The following is a 16,841-nucleotide window of genomic DNA, read 5'->3' on the forward strand; positions in this document are numbered from 1 at the left end:
CGTCGTCCTCAGTCCTCGTCGGTCTCGCGCAGCGCCGCGTCGTCGAGCAGGGCGAGGTCGGCCCGGGTGACGAGCTGCGACGAGACGGCGTACTCGACGAGCCGAGCTCGGCGGTTGCTCGCGAGCTTCCCGACGCCGCCCCGCAGGCCCTGCACGCCCATCCGGTCGAGCTTGTCGCACACGTTGTCGAGCTTGCGGTTGAAGCGGCTCATCGTCCAGCCGAGCCGGTCGGCGGCCGCGGCGCTCGAGGGCAGCTCGCTCACGCCCACGCCGTCGCGGCGCAGCATCGGCTCGGCGAGCGCGACGATGAGCAGCTTCTGCAGCTCGGTGAGGCCGACGGGCATGACGGTCGTCTCGCCCGACGAGCGGCGCCGGTGCTCGGTCGAGAGCGAGAACGACGCGTCGTCGATGTGCGCGCCGATCTCGTAGGTCGTGGGGCCCGCGGTGAAGACGATGGATGCGTCGGAGAAGACGATCGGCAGGCGCGCGCCGGGCGAGAGCCACGACTGCACCGCCCCGCCGGCGCTCGAGACGGTCGCCGAGAGCCGCGAGCCGACGTTCGCGAGCCACCACAGGCCGTCGCGGTGGTGCACCTCGAGGAACGCGCGGTGCAGGTACTGGTTGTCGTCGACCGTGAGGTCGCCCTCGCGGCCGATGACGAACGGCCGCGAGGGGTCGAGCGTGAACCACTCCCCCGCGAACTCGAGCTGCAGCCTGGGCGCCTGGCCGGCCCGTGCCTGCTCAACCATCGACACATCCCTTCGCATCGTTCGACTGCCGACCGTCCGAGCGCACGAGCGTGACGAGGATGCACGACTCGCCGTCGCTGTCGCGCTGCACGGTGACCGTCTCGCCCGCGGCGGTCGCGATCGTCGGGTCGGCGTCGCTCGGCTCGTAGCGGTAGCGGAAGCTGTCGCCCGCTTGCGGCTGCGCGTTGACCCACGTGAACGTGACGGAGTCGCCCTCGACGGTGCCCGTGACGTTGATGGGCGCCGGCGGCCGCTGCGGGGCGGCGGGCGCCGCGATCGTCTGGCTCGGGTTCGCGGGCGGCTGGCTCGGCGCGCTGCCCGCGACCGCCAACCACACGATGCCCCCGCCGACGAGCACGACGAGGCCGGCGCCGACGGCCGACGCGATCGTGCGGCGACGGCGATCGGGCGCGGGGGCCTCCGGCTCCGGGACGGCCGCCGGGGCCGGCGCGCCCGCGGCCTGGCCGGGCCTCGGCCGCCGGATCGTCGCGTCGGGCGCCGCGGCGCCCGTGGGGATCGCGGGAGCCGGCTCGCCCGCGTGCGGGTCGATCGAGACGACGCCCCGGATGCGGGTCGCGCCGCCGTCCTCCTCGTCGACGGCGCCGGCGTCGAGGGAGTCGTCGAGCACGTCGAGCGGCGTGACGGGCAGCGCCATCTCGGCTTCGACCTGCTGCAGCGCGCGGCCGAACGCCATCGCGGTCGCGTAGCGGCGCGAGGGGTCGGGGTCCATCGCCGAGGCGAGCACGGCCTCGAGCCGCGGCGGCACGTCGTGGCGCGCGAGCGGCGAGATCTCACCGCGCTGGATGCGGTCGATGAGGTCGACGCTCGTGTTGCTGCCGCCGGGCAGCTCGAAGGGCGTCCTGCCCGCGAGGAGCGTCGAGAGCGTCGCGGCGAGCGAGAAGACGTCGGATGCGGGGGTCGACCTCGGCGGATCCTGGAACGCCTCGGGCGGCGACCACGGGATCGACATGCCGCTCGCGTCGTCGGCGCCGCCCGAGCTCGTCGCGATGCCGAAGTCGGTGAGCGCCGGCCGGTTGTAGGCGGTGACGAGGATGTTCGCGGGCTTGATGTCGCGGTGCAGGATCCCCGCGCGGTGGGCGGTCTCGACCGCGCCCGCGATCTGCACGCCGAGCGAGAGCACCTCGGGCACCGCGAAGCGGTCGCGGCGGTAGCGCACGCCGAGGTTGGGCTTCGAGCAGTACTCCATCGCGAGGTACGGGCGCCCGTCGGGAGCGACGGCCGCGCCGTAGATCGTCACGATCGAGGGATGCGTCGAGAGCTGCGCCATGACGTTCGCCTCGTGGCGGAAGTTCTCGATGAGCTCGCGGTTGACCGCGTCGGGCAGCAGCACCTTGATCGCCACCTGCCGCGACGGCAGCAGCTGCTGGTAGAGGAACACGTCGGCGAAGCCGCCCGAGCCGAGCAGCGAGACGTACTCGTAGCCGGGCAGCTCGGGCGGGGCGGAGGGGGCGCGCTTCGGGCTCACTGCGCGTCCTCCGCGCGAGCGGGCTCGATCGCGACGACGACACCGTCGCCGAGGTCGAGCCGGTCGCCGAGCTGCAGGATCGTCGCCGCCTCGGGCCGCAGCCGCTGGGGCGCCGAGCCCTCGCGCAGCAGGAGCGTGCCGTTCGTCGACGAGAGGTCGACGGCGACGAGGTTCCAGTCGTCGACGCGCAGCTCGAGGTGGCTGCGCGAGATGTCCTCGCCCGGGCTCTCGACCGTCACGAGCCGCGGCACGCGGCCGTCCTCGACGCGGCGCGATCGCGGCCTGCGGCCGAGCACGACGCCGCGGCCGAGCGGCACGCGCTCGCCCGAGGGCAGCACGACGACGGCGACCTCGGGTCGGCGGCGCTGGGCGGCGCTGCGGTCGTCGACCGGCGCGCCGCACGTCGTGCACGCCGTCGTGCCCGGCGCGTTGACGTGGCCCGAGGCGCACAGCGTCGAGAGCACGAGCGGACCCGTCGCGGGCGGCCCGGCGTGCTGCGCCGGGGCTGCCGGCGGCTGCGCGGCCGCCGCGCGCTCGGCCTGCAGCCGGCGCGCCTGCTCGGCGGTGATCGTCATGCCGTCGTGGTCGCCCATGTCGAGGGCGCCGGGGGCGGATGCGGCGGGCTCGGCGACCGGGACGGGCCGCGTCGCGTCGGCGTCCGATCGCTGCGGCGCCTCGGCCGCCTCGCGCGAGGGGGCGGCGGCGCGCGGCGCCGGCGCGATCTCGCTCACGTCGATCGCGGGCTTGATGAACCCCGGCACCGAGTCGATGAGCCCGCCGATCGGGCCGTCCGGCTCCGGCTCCCGGGCGGGAGGGCTCGCGGGCTCCGGAGCGCTCGGCGCGGCCTGCTCGGCAGGCGCGCTCGGCGCGGGCTCCGGAGCGCTCGGCTCGGCGGGCGCCTCGGCAGGCGCCCCGCCGGCCTCCGCCTCGGCGCGCTCGGCGGCGACCGCGCGGGGCGGCAGGGTCTGGCCGAAGGCGCCGAAGCGCGCCTCGTCGTCGGGAGCCTCGGCGACCGGCGCGGGCGGGGCCGGCTCGCTCGCCGCATCCGCGCTCCCGGGCGCGATGCGCACGGCGGCGACGCGCGCGACGCCGCCCTCGAGCGGCAGGGTCTGACCCGCGAGCGCGGCGAGCCCGCCGGCGTCGACGACCGCGTCGGGCGCGGTCTCGTCGAGCGCCCACTCCTCGCCGAAGCGATCGGGCAGCGTCGCGTCGTCGGCCGTCGCGGGCACGCCGTGGCGGCGCAGCAGCACGCGCGCGCCCGGGGTGTCGACGAGCCCGATGAGCGCCGTCGGCTCGAGCCCGAGGATCGTCCGCAGCCCCTCGGCGTCGCGCACGGTCGCGGCGGCGTCGTAGAGCGCCCGGGCCCGCACGGGCGGCAGGTCGCGCTCGCACACGACGACCGCGGCGCCCGCCGCGACGCACCAGGCCTCGCCGGGCGCGTACTCCAGGCGTGCGCTCATCGCAGGGCCTCCCTCGGGATGGTGTCGTCGATCGTGTGCGCGTGCGTGTCGTGCAGCTCCTCGTCGGCGAGCGCCACGGCATCCACGTCGACGACGACGACCGTGACGTTGTCGGGCGCGCCCGCGTCGAGCGCGCGGCGGAGCAGGAGCGCCGCGACGGCCGCGGGCGACGAGACGTCGCCGAGCAGCTCGGCGATCTCGTGGTCGTCGACCTCGCCCGTGAGGCCGTCGGAGCAGACGACGAGCCGCTGGCCCCGCTCGGCCGGGCGCAGCCACACGTCGGCGGGCTGGCGCTCGCCGGCGCCGAGCGCGCGCGTGATGACGTTGCGGTTCGGGTGCCGACGCGCGTCGGCGCGGCGCAGGGCACCGGTCTCGACCAGCTCCTGCACCATCGAGTGGTCGACGGTCACCTGCTCGAGCCGGCCCTGCTCGTACAGGTAGGTGCGGGAGTCGCCGACGTTGAGGATGAGCCAGTGCGCGACGCCGTCGACGTCGACGAGCACGGTGCCCGAGAGGGTCGAGCCGCCCGCCGGCTCGCCCACCGCGTTCGCGTGCACGCTCTCGAAGGCGTGCTCCACGGCCGTCTCGACGCACGCGACGTCGGCGAGCGTGCGTCCCTTCAAGCCGCGGAACGCCTCGATCGCGAGCGCGCTCGCGACGTCGCCCGAGGCGTGGCCGCCCATCCCGTCGGCGACGACGAAGACGGGGAAGGATGCGAAGACCGAGTCCTCGTTGACGCTCCGGCGCATCCCGGGGTGCGTCGTCGCCGCCCAGCGCAGCGCGATCGACGGGTGGCTGTAGCGGAACTCGCCGATCGCGCTCACGACGCGGCCTCGACCGTGAGCGAGCGGTCGCCGAAGCGCACGACGTCGCCCGGCTGCAGCGGGAACGCGCGGCCCGGCTCGAGCGGCGTCTCGGCGCCCCCGCGCACGACGCTCGAGCCGTTCGTCGAGGCGCGGTCGACCGCGGCGAGCGGCGAGGCGGTCAGGAGCAGGTGCGTCTTCGAGATGGAGCGGGTGTCGTCGGCGATCGGCAGCAGGTGGTCGACGACCTCCCCGGCGCTCGGAGCCGGGTTGCGGCCGATGAGCGCCGCGCCGGTGATCGCGAAGCGGTCGCCGGTGTCGAACGCGAGCGTCGCGACCGCGGCGCGCGACGACGGGCGCGCGCGGGTCGCCTCGAGGTCCTCCTCCGGCTCGGCGACCTCGATGCGGCGCACGGTGCGATCGTCGATCTCGCCCGCGTCGTCGAGGCCCGCGTCCGGGCCGTGCTCGAGATCGGGCTCGATGATCGTCTGCTCGTCGATCGGCGCGACGTGCGCGACCGGCTGCGCGGGCGTCCGACCGGGCACGCTGTCGACGATGCCGCCGGTGATCGGCGGGGCGTAGCGCGGCGCCGCGGGCTGCTGCGGCTCGGGGGCTTCGGGCGCGCTCGGTCGCGGCGCCGACCGCGCGGGGGCGGAGCCGCTCAGCTCGCCCGGGCGGTAGCCGCCGAGGCGCGCGCCGCCCGCGGGCATGCCGGGGACGGTGTGGGTCGGCGTCGGCCCCGACGCCGAGGAGGCGAGGCCGATCTGCGGCGCTCCCGGCGCTTGCGGCCTCGCCGCACCGACGACGCCGGAGCTCGTGCGAGCGCCGGGGCGGTACGCGGCGGCCGCGGCCTCGGCGGGCGTCGCGAGCGAGGGCAGCGGCGCCTTCGCGGCCTCCGGCTCCGCCTGCACCGTCTTGCGCGCGATGCGCATCTTCTTCTCGTGGTACGGGTCCAGGCCGTCGCGAACGTCGACGAACCAGGTGCGAGCGGCCTTGTCGAGCCAGCTGCGGCCGCGCTTCTCGCTGTCGAACCAGACCGAGCAGAACACGAGCGCGGGCCCGACGATCGGCACGAGGAAGAACGCGTAGAGCAGCAGCGCACGACCGAGCGAGCGCTTGATCCCCGGTCGCTCGAGCGTCGCGACGTGGATCGACCGGATGCCCGTGAAGGCCTTGCCGAGCGTGACGCCCCGGCGGCCGTGCAGCACGATCTGCACGATCACGAACGCGGTCGAGAGCACGAACGAGACCGCGGTCGCGACGATCATCCAGACGAGGTCCGGATGCGTCGCGAGGCCGTAGGGCTGCAGCGCGCCGGTCGCGAGCCGCACGAGCGAGGGCAGGGCGACGAGCCAGTACGGCAGCTGCAGCAGCGCGTAGAGCGAGAGCTCGATGATCGACGCGAGCGCGCGACGGCCGAGCGGCGCGGGGCGGAGCCCGAGCGCGGCCGCGTAGGCGGGGTCGGGGCGACCGGCCTCGTCGAGGCCCTCGATGCGCTTCTGCCCCTCGTCGATCTCCCAGATCACCGTCGTCTCCGCTCTCGCCTCCGCCGGGCGAACGACCGCATCGAGAGCCTGCCGAGCAGGCGCTCCCGCGGCGTGGCCTCGGCGCGCATGCCCTGCACGCTCCGCTCGACGTCGAGCCAGAAGGCATCGACGTCCGCCGGATCCGGCTCGCCGGGCCCGAACACGCCCTCGTCGACGAAGTCGCCGATGTCGGTCGCTCTCGATCGAGGGTAGCGATCCGCCACCGCGCGGGCGACCTCGCGCCGCGTCACGCCCGCGGGCACCGGCAGCCCGAGGTCGACGGCCTCGTCGACGACCTCGTGCCAGCCGCCCGAGAGCCGGTCGCTCTCGCGCTCCGCCCTGCGGCGCCGCTTCCGCCGCGCGGCCTTGAGCGCACCGACGACGATGAACGGGAGCAGCAGCAGGAGCAGCAGGAGCAGCACGCCACCCGCGACCCACAGCCAGACGACCCACGAGCGGTCCTCGAGCTCCTCGTCGTCCTCCTCCTGACCCTCGTCGGCGACGGTGTCGGGCGACATCTCGGCCGGCTCCTCCGGCGGCTGCGGCGGCTGCAGCACTTGCGGCTTCGGCTCGGGCTGCGGCTCCGGCTCCGGCTGGATCTCGTCGTTGTCCTCGGGCGGCGTCGGATCGAACCGCACCCATCCGTAGCCCTCGAACGGCACCTCGACCCACGCGTGCACGTCGCTGCCCGTCAGCTCGACGGGCTCCGAGCCGCCGCTGAAGCCGTCGTCGGGATAGAGGCCCATCACGACCCGCGACGGCACGTTGATGCGCGAGAGCGCGAGCGCGAACGCGGTCGCGTACTGCTCGTCGTCGCCCAGCAGCACCTCCTGGTCGAACATGTCCTGGATGCGCGCGGCCCCGTGCCCCGCGAGCGAGGGGATGTCCCCCTCGAGCCCGTGGCTGAAGCTGCCGTTGTTCATGAGGCGCAGCATCGTCTCGAGGTTCTCGAACGCGCTCTGCCCGCCCGCGCCGTGCTCCGAGACCCACGCCTGCAGCAGGTCGGGCACCACCGCGGGCTCCGGCACCTGCACGCGAGTGATCGGCACGCCCTCGAGCTCCTCGTGCGAGGGCTGCCGCGGCACGATCGCCTGCAGCTCGTAGGCGTCGCCCGCGCCGAGCCCGTCGAGCGCGATCGCCGTGCCGGTCTGGCCGTTGTAGTGCAGGGATCCCTGCAGGCCCGCGGCGCGCTCCCCCTCGAAGGCGAGCGACTGCAGGTAGCCGACGTCGGGCACCCAGATGCCGGAGTAGTCCTGCACCTCGACGCGCACGGTCGCGGGCTCGCCCGACTGCGCGACGAGCACCTCGTCGCCGATGCGCGCGAACGAGCCCGAACCGCTCGACTGCTGGGAGCCGGCGACCGCGAAGACGGTGCCGTCGTAGTGGTCGAAGGTCGCGAGCCGCAGCCGCGATCCCTCCGGCATGCCGCTCACCGTGAGGAGCGTGTCGTCCTCGAAGCTCTTGTGCCAGCTGCGGAAGCCCGCGAGCGGGCTCGGGTACTCGGCGAGCTCGATCGGCGGCTCGACGGCGTCGCGGAGCACCGCGCGGCTCGCCGGCTGCACCGGGATGCTCACGAGGCCCGCGACGAGCATGGCGCCCGCGATCATCGCGATCGCTCCGCGAGCGCGCTGCTTGCGCGCCTTGACGCGGAAGCGGCTGTCGTTCGTGACCTCGACCTCTTCGTTCAGCCCCGTGCGCCACGTCGCCCGCCGCCACGCGCACCACGCGAGGATGACGCCCGCGACGAGCGCGCCGAGCAGGGCCGGCCAGAAGGCGATCTTCGTGCCGAAGGCGATGCCGACGAGCAGGGCGACGACGCCGGGCACCATCGCGAAGGGGGCGCCGCGGTCGAGGCGCAGCGCGAGCACCGTGGCGATCGTCGCGCACAGCAGCGTCGTGAGGAACGGCACGACGAGCAGGCTCGGGAAGCCCTCGGCGGGCGGCTCGGCGGTCAGCAGTCCCTTCCACGAGAAGACGACGCCCAGCAGCAGCTCTCGCCATCCCTCGAGGGTCGGGATGACGCCCGCGATCGTCCGCCGCGGCACCGCGAGCGCGGGGCCGAAGACGACGAGCGCGAGCACGAAGCCCGCCGCCGTCATGAGCCAGCCGCGCAGCGGGCGCAGCGAGGTCACGACGCCGACCGCGATCCCGAGGATCGCGCCGCCGAGGCCCGCGACGAGGTAGGCGGTGCCGCCGAAGACGGGCCCGAACGAGAGGGTCGCCGCGAGCATCACGGCGAAGACGGCCGCGCAGTCGATCGCGGCCTGCCGCGGGGTGCGCGGCAGCATGCGCTCGTCGCTCATTGCAGCGCCACCCCTCGCATCACGCGCGGGAGATCGCTCACCGAGCCGATCGTCGCGAGCGCGACGTCGCCGATCGGCTGCAGCCTCGGGCTCGCGCCCTGCACGACCGAGAAGACGATGACGCGCGCCTGCGGCGGCAGCAGGGTGCGCGCGCGGCGCACGAGCGCGGCGTCGATCGGGGCACCCGCGTGGAGCATGATGACGGATGCGCCGGCGTGGTCGCGCGCGATCGTCGCGGCGAGGTCGAGGAAGCGGTCGTCGCGCGGCGACCACTCGACGCCCGAGAGCGCGTCGAGCAGCCGCTTGCCCGTGCTCGCGGGCACGGTCCTGCGCGAGGTCTGCACCGCGACGTCCATCTCGTCGCGGATCGCCTGCAGGCCGAGCGAGCCGAGGATCGAGATGGCCGTCTCGAACTCCGCTGGGTCGGCGTAGTCGTCGGGCGAGGTCGACAGGCCGAGCGCGAGCACGCTGCGCCGGGTCTGCTCGAACTGCCGCACCATGAGCTGGCCGGTGCGAGCCGACGACTTCCAGTGGATGTAGCGCCGGTCGTCGCCCGCGACGTAGTCGCGCAGCGCGTGGAAGGCGATGTCGCTGTTCGTGAGGTCGCGGGTCGTGATGCCCTCGAGGTCGCGGATGAGGCCCGGCGCCGTCTCGTCGAGCTGCACCGTCTTGGGGTGCACGTAGAGCTCGACGGGATCCGTCCACCGCACCTGGCGGCGCAGGAGTCCCACGGGGTCGCCCCGCACCGAGCGCACGGGCCCGACCTGCAGGATCGTGCGGCGGCTCGTGGGGATCGCGAAGACGTCCTCGTGCACGTCGCCCGGCTGCATGCGCGGCAGGTGGAACGACGCGAGCGCCTTGCCGACGGGCACCTCGATCGTCGCGGGCAGCAGCGGCTTCGTCGAGGCGGCGTGGATCTCGATCCGGCCGAGCGCGCGCTCCCCCACCACGACGCGCGTGTAGGCGAGGTCGAGCTCGATCCGGTAGCGGTTGCGCCCGACGATGAAGGCGATCGCGGCGCCGAGCAGGAGCGCGCCGGCGATGCCCATGACGATGAGCTCCTTCCAGCCGAGCGCGATCCCGGTCGCGAGCGCGAGCGCGGTCCCGACGAGCACGGCCCAGCCGAAGCCCGTGATGGGCTCGATCGCCGGCCACACCCGCTCGCGCGCGATGCGCCCCGCTCGGCGCAGCCCCTCGGCCGTCGCCGACTCGTCGCCGACGACGCGCGCGACGAAGCGCTGCCACGGCGTGCGCTCGCGCTCGACGGCGCGGCGCAGCCGCGTCGTCTCCGACGGGGCGCCGGTCGTCGAACCGGTGTCTGGGTCAGGTGCGGGGGTCGACGTCGCCCGCTCGGGCGCCGTCGTCACGCAGCGTGCTGCCGGTCCTGCGGAGCCGCGATGTCGGCGATGGCGCGGTCGATGATGCGGTCGCCCGTGACGCCCGAGAACTCCGCCTCGGGGTCGATGACGACGCGGTGCGCCCACACCGGCTGCGCGAGCTCCTTGACGTCGTCCGGCAGCACGAACGCGCGGCCCTTCGCCGCGGCCCACACCTTCACGGCGCGCATGAGCGCCATCGCGCCGCGCACCGAGACGCCCAGGCGCGTGTCCTTCGAGTCGCGCGTGTGCTCCGAGAGCTGCGCGACGTAGTCGAGCACCGCGTCGTCGACGTGCACGGTCGCGGCGAGGTCGATCATCTCGGCGATCGCGCTCGTCGTGATGACGGGCTGCACGGTCGAGGAGGCGTTGCGGTTCGACGCGCCCGCGAGGATGCGGACGGTCTGCTCGCGGCCGGGGTAGCCGATCGACGTCTTCATGAGGAAGCGGTCGAGCTGCGCCTCGGGGAGCCGGTAGGTGCCCGCCTGCTCGATCGGGTTCTGCGTCGCGATGACCATGAACGGGCGGCCGACCGAGTAGGGCGTGCCGTCGACCGTGACGCGGCCCTCCTCCATGACCTCGAGGAGCGCCGACTGCGTCTTCGGGCTCGCTCGGTTGATCTCGTCGGCGAGCACGATCGAGGCGAAGATCGGGCCCTTGTGGAACTCGAACTCGCCCGTCTTCTGGTCGTAGACCGTGACGCCGGTGACGTCGGAGGGCAGCAGGTCGGGCGTGAACTGGATGCGGTGGTTCGTGCCCTGCACCGTCGCGCCCATCGACTTCGCGAGCTGCGTCTTGCCCGTGCCCGGCGCGTCCTCGAGCAGCAGGTGGCCCTCCGAGAGCATCGCGGTGAAGGCGAGGCGGATGACGTCCTCCTTGCCGAGGACGACGCTGCCGACGTTGTCGACGAGGCGCGTGAAGGTCTCGGCGAACCAGGCGGCCTGCTCGCGGGTCATGGTGCTCGTCATCGTGTTCCCATCTTCATCATGGCCAGTTCACCCTCGGGGTGTTGAGGTCGACCCCGTTGCCCCAGACGCGCATCCACGCCTGGCCGGAGAACCCGGAGTAGCAGGTGTTGTTGTCCCCGGCCTCGCCCTGGTACTCGGTGATCGTGCTGCCGTTGCGGCTCGTGATGTTCACGCGGCCGCTCTCGAACGGGCTGTTGGGGCCGTTGCCCGAGCCGGTGTTGTGGCAGCTGAAGTTGTAGATGCCGGGCTCGAAGTCGGTCCAGTTGAGCCGGAACCACCTGCACTGCTCACCGTTCGCGCCCTGGCACGAGCCCGCATGGGCGACGCCGCCGTCGCTGAGCGAGACGCTCGGTCGGAGTCGTTCCTGCGCTGTCGCCTGCGCGGTCGCGGTCGTCGTCTGGCGGCCGTGACCGCCGCCGTCGGGCAGGCCCGTGCTGCTCTCGACCGTGATCGTGACCGTCTGACCGCCGTTCGCGGCCTGCGTCACGGCACCGCCGGACCAGTTGACCCAGCCGCCGTTGCCGATGCGGTAGCGGGTCGTGATGTCCCTGCCGTTGCGCCCCGGCGCGCTGATCGTGAAGGTCACCTGCTCGACCTGTCCGCTGCCGCTCACGCTCGGCGCCCCGATCTCGCCATAGGGCCGGACCTGTGCAGCGGCGCGCGTCCAGCCGCTCGCCTCGCCGAAGCCGTCCACCACCGCGACCGCCCGCACCTCGAAGGTGTAGGGCCCACCGTTGTTGTTCATGCCGGTGTAGGTGCCGCCCGGGCCGAACGACTGCACGCCATTGCCGCCGCCGCGCACCTCGAAGCGCACCTCGTTCGCGCGCAGGCCGTTCGGGTTGCCGGGCGTCCATGAGACGACGGAGTTGCCGTTGCCGTCCGTCGCGGTCACCCCGGTCGGCGCGTCGGGTGCCGTGAAGGTGCGCACCGGCGCGGAGGCCGCCGAGGGCACGCTCGTGCCCGCTCGGTTGGTCGCGGTGACGGTGAAGCTCGCGGCGTTGTCGGCTGCATCGAAGCGGAAGCTCGCCGTCGTGCCCGACACGGTCTGCGGGCTCGCGCCCGGCACGCCGCTCGGCGTCACCGTGTACGTCTGGATCGGGGCGCCGTTCTCATTCGGGGCATCCCACGTCACGCGCACCTGCACCTCACCCGGGATCGAGCGGTCGGGCGTCGCGGAGACGTTCGTCACCTGCATCGGCGGACCGGCAGGCGTCACGGCGCGCGAGTACGCGGAGAAGTCGCTCGGCTCGTCGGCGAGGTTCACCGCCTGGATGCGGAAGGTGTACGACGTGCCGTTGACGAGGCCGGTCCAGGTGTAGTTGGTCGAGCCTCCGCTGACGGTCTGCTGCACGACGCCGCCCGGCGCGGGCGGGGAGATCTCGATCCGGTACTCCTGGATGGGCGAGCCTCGGTTCACCGGCGGCTCCCACGTGAGCGCGACCTGCGTGTCGCCGTCGACGGCTGAGGGCGGCGCCGGCTGCTCGGGGCGCACGTCGGGGCGCGCTTCGTTCGACGCCGCCGAGGGATCGGAGTCGCCGACCTCGTTCTGCGCGACGACCTGGAAGCGGTACGTCACGTTGTTCGTGAGGCCCGTGACCGTGCACGTCGTGGCCGGGCACGGGAAGCTGATGGCGCCGTCGGTCGACTGCACGACGTAGCCGGTGATGGGCGCGCCGTTCGACGGCGGCGCGCCCCACGTGAGGGTGACCTCCGAATCGCCCGTCGCGTCGACGTTCGGGCGCGGCGGCGCGTCGGGGCGGCCCTTGACGTTGAGCGTCAGGGTGCCCGTCACGTGCCGGGCGGTGAGCTCGGTCGCGTCCTCGACCGTGTAGCGCACCGTGAGCACGCCGTGGAAGTCGGCGCCAGGGGTGACGGTCACCTCGCGGTCGCTGTGCGAGACCTGGCCCTGCCCCGCGACGGTCTCGGCGGAGATGACGCGCAGCGGCTCGCCGCGGTCGGCGAAGGGGTTGAAGTCGTTGGCGATGACATCGGTCGTGAGCGCGACGCCCTGCGTGGCCTCGCCGCTGTCGGGGCGCGCCTCCGCGAGCGGCCTCGTCGTGGCGACGACCTCGACGACGACCGTGCCCGGCGCCTCGTTGCCGTGCGGGTCGATCGCGACGATCTGGAAGGAGCCGCTCGAGCCCGGCGGCGTCGTGAGATCGGCGGTCGCGGTGAAGACACTGCCCTGCAGCGACACCGAGACGCCGGCCATCGATCCGCCGCGCTGCTCGAAGACCATCGCCTCGAGGTCGCCGACATCGGGATCGGAGGTCGCGTCGCGCAGGTCGAAGGTCGCGGCCCGCTCGCCCGCCTCGGGGCGCAGGATGGCACCCGCGAACGTGGGTGCGACGACGCTCGAGGGCGTGACCTCGATCGCGATCGTGAGCACGGCCGTGTTGCCGTCCGGGTCATCCGGGCCGGTGCCGTCGGTGACCTCGAACGTGATGGATGCGGGGCCGACGTAGCCCTGCGGGGACTGGAAGCGCAGCGTGTGCTCGTCCAGGATGTTCTCGGAGCCGTCGTGGTTGACGGCGGAGACGCTGTCACCGGTCGTGATGCGGGGCGCCGCGCCGTTCGAGGTCGTGACGTAGTTGCGCAGCGGCAGTTCGAGGGGCAGTCCCGAGCCGATCTGCGCCGGTTCGGTCTTCGAGAGGAAGGGCGCGCGGTCGCGCACCGGCGGCACCGCGACGAACGCCTCGGCGGTGAGCCCGTCGATGTCGGTCACGCGGTAGGTGATGACCTGGAACGACTCGGTCGGGATCACCTGCACGGTGCCCCGCACGACATCCGCCTCTCCCGTCACGATCGAGAGCTCGAGCTCGCTCGGGTCGCCGTCGAGGTCGAGGTCGTTGTCGAGCACCGGCACGTCGAACGCCTGGCCGAGCTCCACCTGGTCGCGCGGCAGCGGATCGTCGCGCGCGATGGGCGCCAGCAACTCGGCGTCCTCGGTGACCGTGAGCATGACCGAGCCCGTCGCGCGCGCGCCGCGCGCATCCACGACCGAGTAGGTGAACTGGTAGGTGCCCGGCTCGGAGGGCGAGCGCAGGTCGACGGTGTCGCGCTCGGTGTTGACCTCGGCGTCGGGCAGCTGCTCGGTGCCCTCGAGCCCGTCGGCGACGAGCGTCAGCGCATCCTGATCCGGGTCGGAGTCGTTCTCGAGCACCGGGATCGCGATCTGCCGGTCGGGGCGCACGTCGACGTAGTCGGGCTGGGCGAAGGGCGTCTGGTTGATGTCGGCGGCCTGGGCGATGCCGATGATCGCGGTCGCCGTGCCCTCGGCGCCCCAGCGGTCGCGCACGCGGTAGGTGAACTCGACGGTGCCGGCGCTGTCGGGGAACGCCTCGAAGTCGAAGTAGTCGGGGCCGACGGTCGGCAGGATGCGGCCGCCCTCGGGAGCGGTGTCGTAGCCGACGAGCTCGACGCCGTCGCCGTCGGGATCGATGCCGTCGAGCGGGATCGGGATGCGCACGGTCGAGCCCGCGAGCACGCGGGACGTGACGGTCTGCGGCGCGGGCGAGGAGTTCGACTCCGCGTCGCGCGGCACGATCGTCACGGCGACCGTCGCGGAGTCGCGGTTCCCGAGGTCGTCCTCGACCTCGTAGACGACCGTCGCGCGCGTCGGTCCGCCCTCGAGCGCGTGCACGCGCAGCCGGCCCTCGGAGATGAAGGCAACACCCTCCGCCTCCGAGGCGAAGCTCGTCGACACGACGCGCTCGGCGACCCGGAACGGCGTGCCGTCGGGCGAGAAGTCGTTGTCGATCACGTCGAGGGTGCCGTAGTCGCCCGCGCGCACGGTCATCGCGTCGTCGACCGCCTTCGGTGCGCGCGGCTGCGCGGGCGGCACGACGGGGATGACCTCGACGGTGCCGGTCTCGGAGAAGCGCCCGTTCGAGACGGTGTACGTGAACTGGAAGGGCGACTCGAGCCCGCGGTTGTCGGTGATGCTCACGATCCGACGGTCGCGCAGCTCGACGCTGATCGGCGCGCCGTTCTCGATCTCGAATTGCTGCACGACGAGCACGCCGCCCGCCGGGTCGACGTCGTTCGCGAGCAGGTCGACGAGCGCCGTGCCCTGCTGCGGCACGAGCGCGATGTCGCGCACCGCGACGGGCCGCGACTCCTCATCGGGGGTGCGGATGTCGACGCGCACTCGGCCCTGGCTCGAGAGCGCGCCGTCGGCGACGAGGTAGGTGAAGTAGTGCGTGCCGACCGGCCCGCCCTGCACCTTGACCGTGCCGGTGGTCGCGTCCCACGTCATGTCGAGGCTCGCGGCGGGCTCGACCGACGCGAGGCGCAGCGGCCGCCCGGACGGCGAGAAGTCGTTGAGCATCGGTCGGATCGTCGCCTCGCGGCCTTCGATCGTCGTGACGAAGTCGGCGTTCGCGAGCGGGTTCGCCGTGCCGCGCTCCCGCACGTCGACCGTGATCTCGCCCGTCGTCTCCGCGCGACCGTCGGAGACGGTGATCGAGACGCTCTGGAGGCCGACCTCACCCGTGGCGGTGTAGACGAGGCGGCCGGACGGGTCGGTCTGGATGGTGTCGCCCGAGTCGGTCGTGGCGCTCACGAGGTACATGTCGTCGCCGTCGGGGTCGACCCAGTCGGCGAGCACCTGGTACTCGTACTCCCCGCCCTGCTCGACGGCGAATGCCTGGGCCCGGAGCGGCTCCGGCACCGCGTTCTCGCCCTCGCCGCGCACGGTGAGCGTGACCGTCGCCTGGTCGCGGCCCTCGCGGCCGTCGTGGATCTCGTAGCCGAACGTGAACGTGCCGGCCGCCTGATCGGCGGGCAGCTCGACCTGCAGCTGCGAGTCGTTCGCGACCGGCGCGACCGAGACGCCCGTCGGCAGGTCGCCCACGACGCGCGCGGTGAGCACGTCGCCATCGGCGTCGACGTCGTTCCAGAGCACCGGCAGGAGCGTCGAGGCGCCGGGGCGCGCGCCGAAGCGGTCGTCCTCGGCGCTCGGCTCGGTGTTCTCCTCGTTGATGGGCGGCGGCTGGTTCGTCAGCAGGTCGTCGGTCGACTCCGAGTCCTCCTCGTCGGAGCGGCTCTCGTCCTGCGGCGGCACGAGGTCCTCCCAGTTGTCGACGAGGATGAGCGTGTCCGAGAGCAGCCACGACGCGCCCTCGACGAACTGGTTGAGCACGACCGCATCGCGGTTGATGCGGAACGTCGCGGGCGAGCCGTCCATCTCCGGCACCTGCGCGCGGAGGTCGCGCGCGTCGTCGTCGCAGTCGCGCACGAACTGGGCGCTCCCGGGCCACACGCCGTAGACGCATCCGCCGAGCTGCACGGGGCGCACCGCCTCGCCGCCGCCCGCGATCTCCTCGACCTCGGCGTCGCCGCCGCCGAGCGGCTGGCGGATGAGGCTGTCGGGGGTCGCGAGGATGACGCGGTCGGAGCGATCGCCGTCGAGCTGCACCGCGGCACCCTCGGGGGTCGGCACCGCGCCGCCCGGGAGCAGCAGCGTCGAGGTGGCCTCGTCGTGCACGACCGCGCGGTCGCCCACGGTCGTGACGATCGGCTCCTCCATCGCGCCGAGCTCCTCGCGCCCGCGCAGCTCGGGCTCGCCGAGCGCGCCGTCGACGAGCGGCAGCGTGAGCTCCTGCGCATCGGCGATCGAGACCGCGTGCACCGTGCCGTCGCGCCCGACCGTGACGGCCGCACCGGCGCCGAGCTCCGCGACCGGGTCGGTGTGCTCGGGCGAGAAGCCGCCGATGTCGGGGAACCGCATCGCCCACAGCGCCCCGTCGGCGGGGTCGACGATCGCGACGATGCCGCCGCCGAGGGCGATGCCGGCTTGCGGCGGCAGCTGCACGGCGGTGCCGGTGACGACCTGCGTCGGGTCGACGAGCAGGGCGACGGATGCCTCCTGGTTGTGGAGGATGACGTCGTCGCCGTCCTGCAGCACGTCGAAGGTCGCGGTGGGCGAGATCAGGCCGGCGTCGAGCTCCTCGGCCTGGACGTTGATGCGGCCGAGCTGCTGGGACGACTGCTTCGTGACCCAGACGCCGCCGTCGTTGAGGTCGACGTCGGTCGTCGTGAATCCCTCGTGCGTGAACGCGACGATGCCCAGTGCGACGGAGACGGCGGTGATGAGGGCTCCGGCGGCCGTCGACTTGCGATGGCGCGAGAGAGACCTGAGCACAGGACTGCCCCTTCCGACGGCACGG

Annotated in this window: 9 protein-coding genes; all 9 read right to left on the reverse strand. The window is 73.7% G+C overall.

Annotated features, from left to right (window positions below; all coding sequences use genetic code 11):
* Positions 1-8: 8 nt before the first annotated feature.
* Genes JQT67_RS06255 through JQT67_RS06295 form a run of 9 tightly spaced genes read right to left on the reverse strand, consistent with a single transcriptional unit; the run spans position 9 to position 16,816 of the window.
* Positions 9-749, reverse strand: a complete 741-nt coding sequence (locus tag JQT67_RS06255) for a hypothetical protein (protein ID WP_021010928.1) — start codon at positions 747-749, stop codon at positions 9-11.
* Positions 742-2,235, reverse strand: a complete 1,494-nt coding sequence (locus tag JQT67_RS06260; protein WP_208063932.1) for a serine/threonine-protein kinase — start codon at positions 2,233-2,235, stop codon at positions 742-744. The genes JQT67_RS06255 and JQT67_RS06260 overlap by 8 nt, the downstream gene beginning before the upstream one ends.
* Positions 2,232-3,695 (reverse strand): FHA domain-containing protein, encoded by a 1,464-nt coding sequence (locus JQT67_RS06265; RefSeq protein WP_208063933.1) that lies wholly within the window; start codon positions 3,693-3,695, stop codon positions 2,232-2,234. The genes JQT67_RS06260 and JQT67_RS06265 overlap by 4 nt, the downstream gene beginning before the upstream one ends.
* Complete coding sequence (locus JQT67_RS06270; RefSeq protein WP_021010931.1) at positions 3,692-4,519, reverse strand: PP2C family serine/threonine-protein phosphatase; 828 nt, start codon at positions 4,517-4,519, stop codon at positions 3,692-3,694. The genes JQT67_RS06265 and JQT67_RS06270 overlap by 4 nt, the downstream gene beginning before the upstream one ends.
* Positions 4,516-6,024 carry an RDD family protein gene (locus JQT67_RS06275; RefSeq protein ID WP_208063934.1) on the reverse strand — a complete coding sequence of 503 codons (1,509 nt, stop codon included), beginning with the start codon at positions 6,022-6,024 and terminating at the stop codon, positions 4,516-4,518. The genes JQT67_RS06270 and JQT67_RS06275 overlap by 4 nt, the downstream gene beginning before the upstream one ends.
* Entirely contained in the window at positions 6,021-8,327 is a 2,307-nt protein-coding gene (locus JQT67_RS06280; protein ID WP_208063935.1) for a transglutaminaseTgpA domain-containing protein, read from the reverse strand. The genes JQT67_RS06275 and JQT67_RS06280 overlap by 4 nt, the downstream gene beginning before the upstream one ends.
* Positions 8,324-9,694, reverse strand: a complete 1,371-nt coding sequence (locus JQT67_RS13755) for a DUF58 domain-containing protein (protein WP_208063936.1) — start codon at positions 9,692-9,694, stop codon at positions 8,324-8,326. Before JQT67_RS13755 ends, JQT67_RS06280 begins: the two co-directional genes overlap by 4 nt.
* The gene (locus JQT67_RS06290; RefSeq protein WP_208063937.1) at positions 9,691-10,671 is read right to left on the reverse strand and encodes a MoxR family ATPase; all 981 of its coding nucleotides are present in this window, start codon (positions 10,669-10,671) and stop codon (positions 9,691-9,693) included. Before JQT67_RS06290 ends, JQT67_RS13755 begins: the two co-directional genes overlap by 4 nt.
* 16 nt (positions 10,672-10,687) lie before the next feature.
* The gene (locus JQT67_RS06295; protein ID WP_208063938.1) at positions 10,688-16,816 is read right to left on the reverse strand and encodes an Ig-like domain-containing protein; all 6,129 of its coding nucleotides are present in this window, start codon (positions 16,814-16,816) and stop codon (positions 10,688-10,690) included.
* Between the last annotated feature and the right edge of the window lie 25 nt (positions 16,817-16,841).

The sequence above is a fragment of the Agrococcus sp. TF02-05 genome (assembly GCF_017565345.1).
Taxonomy (GTDB): Bacteria; Actinomycetota; Actinomycetes; order Actinomycetales; family Microbacteriaceae; genus Agrococcus; species Agrococcus pavilionensis.